Here is a 14944-nt window from a genome sequence, read left to right on the forward strand (position 1 = left end):
ATATGATAGAAAACATTAGGCTCTCCTTACAGGGTATATTGAGCCACAAAATACGTTCGCTGCTGACCATGCTGGGCATAATCATCGGTATCGCGGCGATAATCGCCATAGTTTCAACAATTGAGGGAACGAACGAGCAGATAAAGAACAACCTTATCGGTTCGGGCAACAACACAGTAAAGATAACGCTGACACAGGGCGATGCTGAACCTGATTTCAGCTGGTCGGAAGTGCCTGACAACATAAGGGTCATATCTGAGGAGAGCAAAAAGCGCATAACCGACCTGAAAGAGGTCGAAAGATGCACACTGTTCCGAACCAGACAGATGCCTGAGAACGTGTTCTACATGAACAAGATGCTGGAGTCATCTATAATCTACGGCATCGATGAAGACTATTTTGAAACGCTGGGCTACGAGATAGCACAGGGCATCGGCTTTTCGGATAAGCAGTACAAGGACTTTTCAAAGGTAGCGATAATCGACTCAAACATGCAGAGGGGCATTTTCGAGAACGAAGACCCCATCGGAAAGATGCTGGATATCAACGGCGAGCCGTTCAAGATAATCGGCGTGGCGTGCAAGAGGTCTGGCTTTGAGCCTGTCATCAACAATATCGAGGACTACTACACCTATAATCAGTCTTCCAGCGGACTTATCTTCATACCCACCAACGACTGGGGGATAGTCTACCGCTATGACGAACCGCAGAACTGTGTAGTTCAGGCGATAAACACCGACAGCATGACAGGTGCGGGCAAGAAGACCGCAGATATCCTCAACGAGAATATCCAGAAGCAGACAAGTGCAGGCGAACAGCAGGCTGAGGGCGTGGCGAACACCCTCGAATACAAGAGCGAGAGCCTGCTTGAACAGGCAAAGCAGTTACAGGAACTTTCAAAATCCACCAACAACATGCTGATATGGATAGCCGGCATATCACTGCTGGTAGGCGGTATAGGCGTTATGAACATAATGCTGGTATCGGTGACCGAAAGAACGCGCGAGATAGGTCTGAAAAAGGCGCTGGGTGCAAGGCGCAACAGGATACTGGCGCAATTTCTGACAGAGGCATCGGTGCTGACCACCATCGGCGGCATACTGGGCGTGCTGATAGGTATAGGACTTTCAAAGGTCATAGCAAAGATAGCTGAAGTACCTGTTTCGATATCGACACCAGCCATAATCGTTTCGGTGGGCTTCTCGATGGTAGTCGGTATAGTTTTCGGACTGATACCCTCTATCAAGGCGGCAAACCTTAACCCGATAGATGCGCTGAGATACGAATAAAAAGCATAAAACACCCCGCACTCTCAACATTGAGTGCGGGGCTTCTTTTTGTTATTCAGCGGCTTCTGCGGTGGGTATGTAGGTATCGTTGAACGCCAACATCTCCCAATAGGTATCACTGCCGTTTTCTGACTTTGCGAGTGACATATACTTCATATCGGGGTCAAGAATAACAGCGCGGTGTTCTTCCGAACTTATCCAGCTGTCGAAAACTTCCTTACTGCTTGAACCGCCTTTGGCGATATTTTCGCCGCATCGCCACCATCTCAGACCTGCATCGCTGAGGGCTGTGCTGTAAGCGCTCTCCTTTTCATCGGGTCTTACGTGGTCGAACTTCTGCGCAAGTTCTGCCGCCCTGACTGCTGCTGCGGCATCCAACTCATCAAGACCGTAGACAGGCTGCATATCATACTGCTCACGGTACTCGTTGACAAATTCCAGCATCTCGGCAGTGAGGTCGCTTATGCCCTCATTGGCTGTGGAAACTGCGCCGTAGTCCATCGGTGGTTCCATCGGCTCAAAAGTGATATTCTCGGTATCTATCTTGATATCGGGGTCAGTATATTTATCGCTGTAACCATATGGCACAAGCTCCTGACCGTTGACATAGAGCACATTGCTCCACGAAGTATTCAGTATATCACCGTTGAGTTTATAGAAGTTATAGAACAAGCCGTCATCAGTACCTTCAGTATAGAAGCCCGACTCGTCAGCTTTGATCGTAATAGATGTACCTGTGTTTTCCTTGAGCGTACACTTATTGGTGACCTTGCCCTTTGAATCTCTCAGCCTGTACTGACCCTTTGCGGTGCATTCAACGACATATTCGCTGTTAAGTCTGTAGGCAGAGAAAGAATCCGCCTTGTATTCGACGGGGCTGCTGTCATAGTACAGCTTGCCGTCTTTCAGTTCTACCACATGCTTGTTATAGATAAAGCCCGATGCGGACTGACCTGCTCTGGTCAGCGTCAGAGCGCCGTCTTTGACCTCAAATACGACATTTTCTCCGCTGTCGTCCTTAACAGTTATGCCGCCTGTATTGCTGCCGTTTTCGATAAACGAATAACTGCCGCTTGGGTCTGCAAAGACCACGCTGCCGTCAAAATCGATCGAACCGCAGCTGAGTTCAGGAATTTCGGCGGCGAGTATTACCTTTTCTCTGCCGTCATCTTCGGCGCTGCTTGCCTCAGCTTTGCTTGAAGAAGCGGTGCTGCCCGACGGCTTTTTTTCAGGTTCTGTAGTGCCGCCCAGCTTTTTTTCCGCCGCAAACACACCCACGCCCAGCGCCAGCACGACGGCGAGGCAGGTGATATTCTTGGCATTTGCCAGTTTTTTTAAATTCATAACACTTTCCTTCTATCCCTTAATATAACATTATCCGACAATAGTATTATACTCCACCCATGCGGATTTGTCAAGACTGTTCCTTTGCCAGCAGTTCAGCCAGCTTACCGAGAAGAGTTTCAGCGTCGATCTCTTTGGGCAGTTTAAGTTCAACTTTAACGCCGCCGCTGTTATCCGAACGCGCCTTGACCCTTACATCAGAGTTGGCGTTTACAGCCATTTCAAACTCTTTAAGAAAAGGTCTTTCCTTTTTGACTGAGCGTTTGCGGATAGTCTGCATATCGCTTTCCTGCTGTTTTGCCGCCTGCTGTTCAGCGGATCTGACGGCATCTTCAAGCTGTCTGACCGAAAGGTCCTCCTGCTTGACCAGCTTTGCAAACTCTGCCTGATTTGCCTTTTCAAGACCTGAAAGCACCTTTGCGTGACCGAATGATATCTCGCCCTTATCGACCATATCGCGTACAGATTCGTCAAGTTCCAGCAAACGAAGTGAATTTGCCACAGCCGAGCGGGACTTGCCGACTGCCTGTGCCAACTGCTGTTGAGTCATATCATAGCTGTCCATCAGGCTTTTATAAGCCATCGCTTTTTCAACAGGTGAAAGGTCCTGACGCTGGATATTTTCGATGAGCGCCATCTGCATTGTCTGCTTGTCGCTCAGTTCTTTTATGTAAACAGGTACCTCGCTAAGACCTGCCAGCCTTGATGCACGCCATCTGCGTTCACCTGCAACTATCTGATATCCGCCGTTTTCGAGGGGGCGTGCGAGTATAGGCTGAAGCACGCCGTTCTCACGGATACTGTCAGCCAGTTCATTCAGCTTTTCGTCATCGAAAGTACTGCGGGGCTGTTCCTTGTTCGGTTCAAGAAGTGTGACCTTGACCATCGTCACGCTGTCACCGCTCTCCTGTTCGGGTGCAGTTTCGGATTCGGCGGCAGGACGGGTGTTCTCAGCGAACAGCGCGTCAAGTCCTGCGCCCATTCTGTTTTTCTTTGCCATATATAAAACTCCTTGCTATCTTGTCAAAATGTTCCACATGGAACATTATTTGCTCTTGCGCTTTTTGTCGCGTTTGAGCATTTCTTTTGCCAGTTCTTCATAGGCTTTTGAGCCTTTTGCTTTTTTATCATAATATATCGCGGGCTGACCGAAGCTGGGTGCTTCTGACAAGGCGACATTACGCGGTATGCTGGTGCTGAACACTTCTTTCGGGAAGTGCTTTTTGACTTCACTCATTATCTGACCAGTTATCTTATATCTGTCAACACACATGGTAAAAAGTATGCCCTCGATGATAAGTGACTTGTTCCATGTCTGCTTAACGCGGTCGATGGTGTTATGCAGTTCCACCAGACCCTCCAGCGAGAGAAATTCGCATTGGAGCGGTATCAGCACCGAATCAGCCGCCACAAGTGCGTTGATGGTCAGCATATCGAGAGTTGGGGGGCAGTCAATAAAAATAAAGTCATAGAACTTTTTGGCTTCCTCCAGCCTTTCTTTCAGCTGATATGCGCGGTTTTCCATCGACATCAGCTGTACTGCCGCGCCTGCGAGGTCTTGCGTGGTGGGCACGACTGAAACTCCCCTGAATGCTGTGGCGCAGACGGCTTCAAACAAAGCGCAGTCACCCATAAGCACATCATATACGGTGTTGCGTATACTGCGTTTCTGGATACCATAACTTGTGGTCGTATTGCCCTGCGGGTCAAAATCTATGATAAGAACCTTTGAACCCCTTGCACCGAAAACGGCGGCAAGGTTGCAGACGGTGGTCGATTTGCCGACACCGCCTTTCTGGTTTGAAACGGCGATTATTTTACCCATTTTATCTCCTCTTTTCAGAATTATCGTTCTTTTATATTATACTACATTTTTCAGCGTTTGAAAAGACCTTTTTGAAAATTTCTTTGTTCCACGTGGAACAATTCTTCATTAGCGTTCCAACTTTTAAGGCAGATCGCTATAAGAAAGCTGAAATGTTCTACGTGGAACATTTTTGTTCGACAGAACTATGATCGGTTTATGGGCAAAACTGTCGTACAACAGAAAAACATGTCCCAAAAGGGGATAATTTTACGATGAAACCTGAGCATATCCCACTGGAAAGTGCGGAGCTGATATGGTATCATAAATGTAAAGGGGGCAGAAATATGAACAGGTTAACAGATTTTATCTCAAAGGCATTTATCGAAATTTCCGAGCCGCCGAATGAAGAACTGCGCGAACTTGGCAGAGTGGTAGAAATCGGCGTAGGCAGTATCAAGCCGAACCCATCTCAGCCACGCAGACATTTTGCGGCAGACGAACTTACTGCGCTGGCAAAAAGCATATCTGCCAACGGTATAATACAACCGCTGACTGTCAGGCAGACAGAGGAAGGATTTGAACTGATCTCGGGTGAGCGCAGGCTGAGGGCGGCAAAACTGGCGGGACTGAAAAGTGTGCCATGTATAATCGTCAAGGCTGACAGGGGACGGTCTGCGGTGCTGGCACTGCTGGAGAACATTCAGCGTTCAGACCTGAACTGCTTTGAGGAAGCGGCGGCGATAAGTGCTTTGCTGGACAGCGGGAAAGTCACGCGGGAGGAAGCCGCTCTCAAACTGGGTCTGGCGCAGTCCACTATAGCCAACAAACTGAGATTGCTCAGGCTGAGCCGTGACGAGCAAAAACTCATCTGTGAGCATGGGCTGAGCGAACGTCACGCGCGGGCACTGCTTAAGCTGAACAGCGAAGAGGTCAGGCGGGAAGTGCTTGCGAAAGCCATAGAGGGCGGCTGGACGGTCGATACCCTTGAAAAGTACATAGCCCGTCTTGAAAGGGAAGCGGCAAAAAAGAACAGCTACGAAAAGCGTGCTGTGATGCTGAAAGATGTGCGGCTTTTTTTCAACTCGGTGAACAAAGCGCTGGAGGTGATGAAGCTGGCGGGCGTTGACGCAACGGCAAAGCGGGTGGACAAAGATGATGTGATAGAGTACACCATAACCATCAGGAACGAGCACTGACAGCAAACAAGCCCCGAAGCGATATCACTTCGGGGCTTGTAGCAAACAACATATTTATTTCTGTATCAAGCGCTCGCAGACGCTTTGTTTTGTGACTGTGAGCGCTTGATTTTCTGAGATCAATTGTGTTTGCTATAGTTCATACCACTGAATTATTTTTGCGCCATTCGCTTGGGGACATGCCTGCCGCCTGCTTGAACTGTCTGGAAAAATGCACTGCATTTTTGTAGCCACAAGTAAAAGCTATCTCCTCAACAGTCTGGTCGGTATAGGCTAAGAAGTGCTTTGCCGACTCGATGCGGCTGTTTATCACATCAGCATTGCAGGTAACGCCGAAAGCCTTTTTATAGAGCAGATGCAGGTAAGGCTCACTTACGCTTATCTGGTGCGCCATTTTCTGAACGCTCCAGTCCTCAGAGGGCTGGGCGTATATCTTTCTGCGCAGATCGAGCAGTTCGCGGTAGTGGGCTATACCCGATTCTTCCTGCTTGCCGTTTTCAGAAAAGACCTCACTCAGCAGTGCTTTTATCAGGAAACCTGCCGTCACAAGGTTATTGCGCCTGTAGTAGCAGTCAGCTATCAGCTGAAAATACATCGGCACATTTATCGACTCACCGATGTGCAGCGGCGTATCGAACCTGATATCTATGCCCGAAGATATATCATCGGTGCAGTCGAACTGTATCCAGTCGTTAATATACTCGCTCTCGCAGGCTTTGTAGTACTGGGGCGAGTTTCTGTTATATATCAAAAAGGTGTTCGGTTCGACATTATATGTGACGCCGTTGATGACAAAGACTGCCTTAGTCTTTATGAACAGCATCAGATAACCCTCAAAGCCTCTGGGTTGGTTCAGCACAAAACTGCCGTCATGTTTGCAGCTGCAGCCCATGCGGTTTATCTCGAACATCGCCATTCCTCCATTCTATATGAAAATCGGAGCATTTTCATGCTCCGAAAAAATATCAGTCGATATCATCAACGACAGTGATGACTGCTGCATTCTTCTTTGCCTTGCTGTCATTCTTATCGCCAAATATCTGCTTTTTGAATACTACAAAAACATCTACCAGTATAACTGCGATTATTGCGATGATCAGTATTATCGGTGCGATGCTCTTGCCGCCCTTTGCAGGTTTTGCGCTGTTCTGCTGATTATTCATCGGCATGTTGTTCTGCGGCATATTGTTCTGGGGATAAGTATTCTGCTGCATAACAGGCTGACCGAAATTCGGGTTAGGCTGCTGCTGCGGAGGTATCACAGACTGAGACTGCTGATACTGCTGTGCGGGCTGTGCAAAATTATTCTGCTGCTGAACGCCTGCCGAAAAGTTGTTAGGCTGGTTCATCTGCTGGAAATTATTCTGCATCTGAGGTGCCTGCTGCGGAGCGATGGAAGGCTGCGGTACAGGTGCGGGTGCAGGCTTTGCTATCGGCACAGGCTTAGGCTTGGGTGCAGGTGCAGACTGACCGGGCATGAATATGCTGTCCATAGTGGGCATATCAGCCTTGTTGGGCTGTTCCTCAGTAAGACCCAGCATCTCATCTGTGATAACAGGAACGTCCACCGCGTCCATAGTAGGATTTTTCAGCATCTCCTGCTGTCTTGCCAATTCTTCGGCTGCTGTGGTATCCTGAGGTACGCTTACAGGTGTACCGCATATATTGCAGACCTTTGTGTTTTCAAGCAGAGTGTTCCCGCAGACGGGGCATATCTTCTGATTGATCTTTACAGGCAGCTTAGCGCCGCAGGTGTTACAGAACTTCTGACCTTCCTCATAAGGAAAATTACATTCGGGACAATTAGGCATAAACTCTTTCGCCGTCAGTGGCGGCGAAATACCCTCCTTTCGGTTCTACATTTTATATATAAACACATATTCGTTAGTTTGAGCCATTTATATACACTAATATAATACAGCATTTTTCTCGCTTTGTCAAGCATATTTTTAACATTTTCTATATTCATTGGTTACAAATTCGGAATACGCTTTTGATGCAGCCGCTTATGCGCCATCATAAGGCTTAATAAGCAAGCGCTGACATTTTTCATGATGTTTCGTCAATATAGTCATAATGTAAAAAAATTACATGTTATTGCATTTTCGGACAGGTTGTGGTATAATGTCATTAGAAAAACGGAAAGGTGATCTTACTGACATGTCAAACAACAGAGAAGGCGCGAGTCGTTCGGCTAAGATGTTTTGTGTGGGACTGGTGGCATTTTTCGGGCTGGTATTTGTCTGCGGCGGCATCTTCATGATGCACCGCTATAACGATTTCAAAGAAAAATGCACAGCAGTCGTGAATGGTACTGTGGAACGTGAAGTGGTCGGCAAAGTACATGCAGACGATCTCGCATCGCCTGAATACCGCTACGCTGCGGGCAAATTCAACATTCTTATAAATGTTGAAGATGATGCCGTGTTCAGGCACAAAAACATCTACGCAGAGATAAACGGCAGAAAAGCGGGCGACGCTATAAGCATATACTACTCGCCCGATGACCCCGACCTGTACTATCTCAGTGACAGGGTGGACAATGACCGTACTGCTGCAATATTCGCATTAGCGGCTGGCGGAGCAATGTTCGTAGGGGCGGCATTTCTGCTGAGGCTGGCACTCAAGACACCAAAAGACAACGGAAAAGTTGACCTGAGAAAAATCTGAAGGAGTGAGTGGAATGGCAACTTACAAGTACACCCCGCACGGGGTCTGTTCGCGGCAGATATCTTTTGATATCGAAGACGGCAAGTTACACGGCGTCAGCTTTGAAGGCGGCTGCAACGGCAACCTGAAAGCCATCGGCAAACTGCTGGAGGGTCAGAGCGCTGAAGAAGCGGTGCGCATACTCAAAGGCAACGACTGCAACGGCAGGGGCACTTCCTGCGCCGATCAGCTGGCAAAAGCTGTGGAGAAGGCACTGGCTGAAAACGCTTGACATCGATATTTCAACAAACGCAAAACACCTCTGTACCATATGATACAGAGGTGTTTTTGATGATCGTATATTTTGTCAGCTCAGGGAGAGCTGAGTAGAATACTTACGCTTCAAGGAGTTTTTCGGCGCTTGCCAGCTTTACGCATACGGTGAACAGCTTGGCAGCTATCTTAAGTTCCTCAACAGGTGGGTAGGTAGGAGCAACTCTGATATTCTTATCCTCAGGGTCTTTGCCGTATGGGAATGTTGCGCCTGCGCCTGTCAGCACTACGCCGGCCTCTTTACAGAGGGTAACTATGCGCTTTGCGGTGCCGTTCATGGCATTGAAGCTAACGAAGTAACCGCCGTTCGGCTTTGTCCACTGTGCGATACCAAGTTCGCCCAGTTCATTTTCAAGGGTGTTCAGCACGACCTCAAAGCGGGGAGCGATAAGTGCTCTGTGCTTCTTCATATGCTCCTTAAGTCCCTCAAAATCACCGAAGAACTTAACGTGTCTGAGCTGATTGATCTTATCGTGACCGATGGTCTGAACAGTCATCAGCGAAAGGATATACTTGATATTAGCTTCGCTTGCACCCATGATGGCAACACCTGCGCCCGCATAGCTGATCTTTGAAGTTGATGCGAACATAACAACTCTCTCAGGGCAGCCCGCAGCCTTGCACTCGTCAAGAATGTTCAGCAGCTTGTCGGGAGTATCGTTCAGGTGGTGTACGCAGTAAGCATTATCCCAGAAGATACGGAAGTCGGAAGCCTTTGTCTTCATATTTGCAAATCTCTTTACAACTTCATCGCTGTAGGTGACACCTGTGGGGTTAGCGTACATCGGCACGCACCAGATACCCTTGATGCTCTCGTCCTCAGCCACCAGCTTCTCGATCATATCCATATCGGGACCGTTCTCATCGGTGGGTATATTTATCATCTCGATACCGAACTTCTCGCAGATAAGGAAGTGTCTGTCATAACCAGGAACAGGGCAGAGCCACTTGATCTTACCCTGATCTCTCCAGGGCTTCGACTGTTCGTCAACGCCGAACAGCAGATACTTTGCGATGGTATCATACATTATATTCAGGCTGGAGTTGCCGAATACTATCAGTTCTTTCTCACTTACGCCCAGCATGGGTGCGAACAGCTTCTTTGCAGCGGGCAGACCGTCAAGACCGCCGTAGTTTCTGCAATCAAAACCTGTATCGTCAAAGCAGTCACTGCTCTTTGAAACAGCAGTCAGCAGACCCTCAGTAAGATCCAGCTGTTCAGCGGCGGGCTTACCGCGTGCCATATTCAGCGCAAGACCCTGAGCCTTGTAACCGTCATACTCCTCCTGCACCTTGTTCTTGAATTCCAGCAGTTCCTCGCGGGACATTTCTGTGAGCTTCATACTCTTGACCTCCAACATTAATAGCAAATTTTTTATAGTAGAAAAATTCATTCCGACTATTGTATTGTACTCCATTTCTCTGATTTTTGCAAGTAAAAAAACACAATCCTGCAAAAAATCTCCGTTTTACACTAACCTAGTGTGACTAATATCCCGATTATAGGCGAATTTCATAATCTACAAAATGCAGATTATGAAATTTATTTTAAGTTAACGCCCGATTTTTCACCTATAGACCAAAAAAACGCCCCCACATCGGGCTGCCCGCGAATATCGCGGGAAAAGCCCATTATGCAGGGGACATTTCTATTTAGGAAGAAAATTGAGAATATTACTTCTTTACATTGAATGCAGCCATGCCCGGATACTCAGCAGCATCGCCCAGTTCTTCTTCGATCCTGAGCAGCTGGTTGTACTTTGCAACTCTCTCGGATCTGGAAGGTGCGCCTGTCTTGATCTGGCAGGTGTTCAGTGCAACTGCAAGGTCAGCGATGGTGGTATCAGCAGTTTCGCCGGAACGGTGGGAAGAAATTGCGGTGTAGCCAGCCTTGTGAGCCATCTTGATAGCTTCCAGAGTTTCGGAAACAGAACCGATCTGGTTGAGCTTGATGAGGATAGAGTTAGCAGCACCCAGACCGATGCCCTTAGAAAGTCTTTCGGTGTTGGTAACGAACAGGTCATCACCTACCAGCTGTACCTTATGACCGATCTTAGCGGTCATTCTCTGCCAGCCTTCCCAGTCCTCTTCATCAAGACCATCTTCGATGGAGATGATCGGGTACTTATCAACAAGGCTCTCCCAGTGAGCGATCAGTTCATCGGAAGTGAACTCCTTGCCGCTCTTGGGCTGCTTGTAGAAGCCCTTGCCCTTTTCGCTCTTCCACTCAGATGAAGCAGCGTCCATAGCGATCATGAAATCCTTACCTGGCTCGAAACCTGCTGCCTTGATAGCTTCCAGTATCTTCTCGATAGCTTCTTCATCGCTCTTCAGCTTGTTGGGTGCAAAGCCGCCCTCGTCACCAACAGCGGTAACATCGCCCATTTCCTTGATGAGTGCCTTCAGCTTGTGGAAAACTTCAGCGCACCATCTCAGCGCTTCCTTGAAAGAAGGTGCGCCTACAGGCATTATCATAAATTCCTGAGTATCAACTGCGCTGTCAGCATGTGCGCCGCCGTTGAGAATGTTCATCATAGGAACAGGGAGCTTTGTACCCTGAATGCCGCCTAAAAATCTGTACAGCGGGATATCCAGCGAAGCTGCGGCAGCTCTTGCGCAGGCGATGGAAACTGCCAGTATAGCATTTGCGCCCAGATTGGATTTGTCCTTAGTACCGTCAGCCTTTATCATAGCCTTGTCGATAGCATAGATATCCGAAGCGTCCATACCTGTGATAGTCTTTGCGATGGTGGTGTTGATATTTTCAACAGCCTTCTGCACGCCCTTGCCAAGATATCTGTTCTTGTCGCCATCTCTCAGTTCAAGTGCCTCAAACTCACCTGTAGAAGCGCCCGAAGGTGCTGTACCTCTTGCAACGGTGCCGTCTGCCAGAGTGATCTCAGCCTCAACGGTAGGGTTGCCGCGTGAGTCGAGTATCTCTCTGCCTATTACCTTTTCGATCTCAAGATAATCCATAGTTATAACTCCTTTTGTGTAAATTTGTTAGCCTAGGCTAACTCTTGATTATAGTTATTACAAACTAACTATTGTTATCATACCACGTTTCAGCTTATTTGTCAAGGGTATTATGTGAATTGTTTGTCAAAGTCGTTTTTACGATGAAATAACTCCCAATTTTGATATGTATCGCTGATGATACAAAATGGCTGTTCTTTCGTATTGTTCCCCCGCCTACGGCGGGGGAACAATACACAACCAAATTGGGATTGAAATAAAGAAGCGCCGCACTTCCCTTTAAGAATAGTATCACCATCTTTTGCAGGGATATACAACGCTCAATTATCCTTTTGTTCACCGCTTTTTTAGTTGGTGTGCTAAAGGGATAGTCACATAAATTTTTTTCAGTCTTTTTTCAACAGGTCGTCATTATTTTCGTTGAGAACTGCTTTGAGTTCTTTACCCTCGAACACTGCTATATAGTCATCGGGCAGGCACAGCACATCTACCAGTTCGGGGCGGAGTTTTATCAGTTCGTAGGCGCGTATAGTTTCATACTCGTTATCTTCGGCGGGGGCAGCTTTGCCATTTTCATTATGTTCATAGCTGTTTATCACCCAGCCCTTGATATCTTCGTCATTATACCTCTGCATATAGACATTTTCTTTTTCCAGCGCACCCTTTGTGACCACTATTATATCATAGTAGTTGACAGCTTTGCCCACAAGCCCGAGTTTGCGCAGTAAGAACACCTGTCTGTACTGTATATGCAGTGCAAGGGTGAGGTCGGTGGTGAGGGCAGTGAGCGGGTCATCGGTATAATCGGGGGCGGCGATATCGTAACCGTCGCCGTGTTTGCTTAACATAAATGTGGTAAATCCCGAAGCTATGCGGAAACCGTCCCTGACCTTTTCCTTTGCGATATCATATTCAAGGCATTCCAGCAGAGGTTCTGCCAGCAGTCTTAGAGATTCATCAGCTGAAAAAGTATAGTTTATGCCGTTTATCTCTTCGGTGTAGGTTATCACCATCTGATGTTCCTCCTTATCAGCCGTACAGCTTCTTTTTGCTGTCGCTGTATATCTTTTTTATCTCGCCTTTTCTGAACCTGACGCTGTAGTTATCGGGCAGTGCCAGCACATCTGCCGCCCATGAGTAGTTTTTCACCAGTCGGCAGGCAGGTATCTCGTAGAAATCGGGCAGGTAAGATAAAGCATCGTCACTGCCGCCTACCTTGACTATCTGCCAGCGCGAACCGTCAACGGTGGGCACCCTTGTCATTATGACTTCATCGGCTTCAAGTGCGCCTTCTTCTATAAGCACATTTTCGGTGCTGTAGAACGGTTTGCCTGTTATGCCCAGTCCCGACACCAGCGCCGCCTGTCTGTACTCGACCAGAAAAGATTCGGTAAGGTCTGTCTTGAAGGCGGTGGTGGGGTCGTTATCGCTGAAATCTGGGGCGAGTATCTCATACATATCATCGTACCTGTTCAGCTTATACACCGTGAAACCCGCATAGATGGGCATGCCATCGGTTATCTTGTCGTAGTCGTTATTTGAGATTATACCGAATATCGCGTCCATTATGCCTTCAAACATTTCTTCGCACACGTAGGTATATTTTTCGCCGTAAAGTTCTCTTAAATATCTTTTTAACATTTATTCCTCATTATTCTGTAAGACTGTAATCGGTATCGAGAGATGCTGTGACATCGTAATCGGGCAGGGAAGATTTTACCTCTTCCAGCGCTTTTCTGAAAAGTGCCAGTCTGTCCTCTTCATCAAAGCTGACCACCATATCGAAGTGCATCGACTTGTTTTCGATATCGGCATAGAAGCCGTGTACCTGTAGGATATTCTTATGCGACATAACTACATCGCATACCTGTTTGCGCAGACTGACTATCTCAGGCACCTGTGTGTTCATGGCATAAATGCTGACTGCTGTCAGTATGACACCTGTTTTGGTATACACCCTTGATGTCACATCATGTATGATAGTATCTATCTCGTGGGCAGTGTGGGTATCTGCGACCTCGATATGCACCGAACCGTTGGTCTGGTCGGGTCCGTAATCGTGCAGGACGAGGTCATAAGCGCCTATAACATCGGGACAGCTTTTGACAGCTTCGATGACGGAAGCGGCTTTTTCGGGGCTGACCCTTTCACCGAGTATTTCCGACAGAGTACCGCCCAGCATTTCGATACCCGATTTTATTATGACTATTGATATGATACCGCCGAGAAAAGCCTCAAGGCTGATATTCAGGGTAAGGTAGATTATCGCCGCGCCCAGTGTAGCCGCCGAGATGACAGAGTCCATCATAGCATCTGTACCTGAATTTATCAGCGAATCGGAGTTGACTTTTTCGCCCACGCCTTTGACATATCTGCCCAGCACTACCTTTACCGCAACAGCCGCGCCGACTATTATCAGCGAGGGTGTGGAATAATCGGGTGTGGCGGGTACGAGTATTTTCTTGACCGACTCGACCAGTGATGTTATGCCCGCATAAAGCACGATAAGCGAGATGACCATAGCAGTCAGATACTCTATCCTGCCATAGCCCCAGGGGTGTTTTTTATCGGGGTGTTTAGCCGCCAGCTTAGTGCCTGCGATGGTTATGACAGATGATGCCGCATCGCTGAGGTTATTTACAGCATCCAGCACGATAGCGATAGACCCGCTTATCACGCCGACGACCGCTTTGAATCCTGCCAACAGCAGATTAGCACCGATACCGACTATGCTCGTTCTGATAATGGTCTTATCTCTGCTTACTGCGGCATTTTCCTCCTGAGCGGACATTTCTGCCGCTTCGTTCAAGTATTTCATACCGATCCCACCTTACAAAAACAGGCGGAAAATTTCCGCCCGAATTTTATTCTTCAATAAAACGCTTTACTGTATTTTCAACAGTGTCAACGCTGTTTTGTTGAGTTATCTCGACCCGATAATCGTAGGTGACTGCACTGCCGTTATTTTCGGCATCGGTTATCTCGTCAAAATATTTCAGCTTACCGTCATTATCGAACATATACTCAGCCCGAAACCCTTTGACACTGCCTTCTTCGACCTGCGCACCTATCTTTTCCGCATCGTATACGTGGGTGACTTTTATGCCGCCATCGACAGTTTCTTCCTTAGCTTCGGTTATGTTTTCGGGGCTGTATATCAGCAGACCCGCGTCTGCCTGCGGGTGAGGAAGTTTGCGGGTATACCGCACAAAATCAGCATCGCCCTTTGACATATGGCTGACCTTACTGTTCTCGTAGGTGAAACTTTCCAGCCCGTTATTATACTGGGCATACTCACTGTTGGCGCTTTTGCCGTAGTAAGAATACACCAGCGTATCCTTTTCATCGTA

15 protein-coding genes are annotated in these 14944 nt (G+C 47.8%); 4 read left to right on the top strand and 11 right to left on the bottom strand.

Features of this window, described 5'->3' with window-relative positions; all coding sequences use genetic code 11:
* Positions 1–2: 2 nt before the first annotated feature.
* Positions 3–1289, top strand: a complete 1287-nt coding sequence (locus tag CUS_RS02545) for an ABC transporter permease (RefSeq protein WP_002847349.1) — start codon at positions 3–5, stop codon at positions 1287–1289.
* A gap of 51 nt (positions 1290–1340) precedes the next feature.
* Here the strand turns inward: CUS_RS02545 and CUS_RS02550 are convergent, their stop codons facing one another.
* The 3 genes from CUS_RS02550 to CUS_RS02560 all read right to left on the bottom strand — a co-directional run bounded on the left by CUS_RS02550 (position 1341) and on the right by CUS_RS02560 (position 4458).
* Positions 1341–2633 (bottom strand): CAP domain-containing protein, encoded by a 1293-nt coding sequence (locus CUS_RS02550; protein ID WP_002847351.1) that lies wholly within the window; start codon positions 2631–2633, stop codon positions 1341–1343.
* A 70-nt stretch (positions 2634–2703) separates the two neighbouring features.
* On the bottom strand, positions 2704–3633 hold the full coding sequence (locus CUS_RS02555) for a ParB/RepB/Spo0J family partition protein (RefSeq protein WP_002847364.1): 930 nt from the start codon (positions 3631–3633) through the stop codon (positions 2704–2706).
* Positions 3634–3678: 45 nt separating this feature from the next.
* Positions 3679–4458, bottom strand: coding sequence for a ParA family protein (locus tag CUS_RS02560; RefSeq protein ID WP_002847373.1), 780 nt, complete (start codon positions 4456–4458; stop codon positions 3679–3681).
* A 326-nt stretch (positions 4459–4784) separates the two neighbouring features.
* Between CUS_RS02560 and CUS_RS02565 the strand changes: the two genes are divergently transcribed.
* Positions 4785–5636 carry a ParB/RepB/Spo0J family partition protein gene (locus CUS_RS02565; RefSeq protein ID WP_100084515.1) on the top strand — a complete coding sequence of 284 codons (852 nt, stop codon included), beginning with the start codon at positions 4785–4787 and terminating at the stop codon, positions 5634–5636.
* A gap of 139 nt (positions 5637–5775) precedes the next feature.
* Here CUS_RS02565 and CUS_RS02570 read toward each other — a convergent pair whose 3' ends face one another.
* Together CUS_RS02570 and CUS_RS02575 are read right to left on the bottom strand one after the other, a co-directional pair.
* Positions 5776–6546: an AraC family transcriptional regulator gene (locus CUS_RS02570; protein ID WP_002847348.1), complete on the bottom strand. Its 771-nt coding sequence runs from the start codon at positions 6544–6546 to the stop codon at positions 5776–5778.
* 55 nt (positions 6547–6601) lie between these two features.
* Complete coding sequence (locus CUS_RS02575) at positions 6602–7447, bottom strand: zinc ribbon domain-containing protein (RefSeq protein WP_002847369.1); 846 nt, start codon at positions 7445–7447, stop codon at positions 6602–6604.
* Positions 7448–7796: 349 nt separating this feature from the next.
* On the opposite strand from CUS_RS02575, the gene CUS_RS02580 reads away from it, so the two are divergent.
* Positions 7797–8306 (top strand): DUF3592 domain-containing protein, encoded by a 510-nt coding sequence (locus CUS_RS02580; RefSeq protein WP_002847382.1) that lies wholly within the window; start codon positions 7797–7799, stop codon positions 8304–8306.
* A gap of 13 nt (positions 8307–8319) precedes the next feature.
* The gene (locus CUS_RS02585) at positions 8320–8577 is read left to right on the top strand and encodes a TIGR03905 family TSCPD domain-containing protein (RefSeq protein ID WP_002847368.1); all 258 of its coding nucleotides are present in this window, start codon (positions 8320–8322) and stop codon (positions 8575–8577) included.
* 103 nt (positions 8578–8680) lie between these two features.
* Here CUS_RS02585 and CUS_RS02590 read toward each other — a convergent pair whose 3' ends face one another.
* The 6 genes from CUS_RS02590 to CUS_RS02615 form a co-directional block, all read right to left on the bottom strand.
* Positions 8681–9961, bottom strand: a complete 1281-nt coding sequence (locus CUS_RS02590; protein ID WP_002847378.1) for an aminotransferase — start codon at positions 9959–9961, stop codon at positions 8681–8683.
* A 331-nt stretch (positions 9962–10292) separates the two neighbouring features.
* The gene (eno, locus tag CUS_RS02595; RefSeq protein WP_002847374.1) at positions 10293–11594 is read right to left on the bottom strand and encodes a phosphopyruvate hydratase; all 1302 of its coding nucleotides are present in this window, start codon (positions 11592–11594) and stop codon (positions 10293–10295) included.
* 386 nt (positions 11595–11980) lie between these two features.
* Complete coding sequence (locus CUS_RS02600; RefSeq protein WP_002847353.1) at positions 11981–12607, bottom strand: immunity protein Imm33 domain-containing protein; 627 nt, start codon at positions 12605–12607, stop codon at positions 11981–11983.
* Positions 12608–12623: 16 nt separating this feature from the next.
* On the bottom strand, positions 12624–13235 hold the full coding sequence (locus tag CUS_RS02605) for a hypothetical protein (RefSeq protein WP_002847379.1): 612 nt from the start codon (positions 13233–13235) through the stop codon (positions 12624–12626).
* Between the two features lie 10 nt (positions 13236–13245).
* Positions 13246–14412 (bottom strand): cation diffusion facilitator family transporter, encoded by a 1167-nt coding sequence (locus CUS_RS02610; protein ID WP_002847357.1) that lies wholly within the window; start codon positions 14410–14412, stop codon positions 13246–13248.
* Between the two features lie 46 nt (positions 14413–14458).
* Positions 14459–14944: hypothetical protein (locus tag CUS_RS02615; RefSeq protein ID WP_037276247.1), on the bottom strand; the 486-nt coding region annotated here is incomplete at its 5' end.

The organism is Hominimerdicola alba 8 (genome assembly GCF_000178155.2).
Classification (GTDB): Bacteria; Bacillota; Clostridia; order Oscillospirales; family Ruminococcaceae; genus Hominimerdicola; species Hominimerdicola alba_C.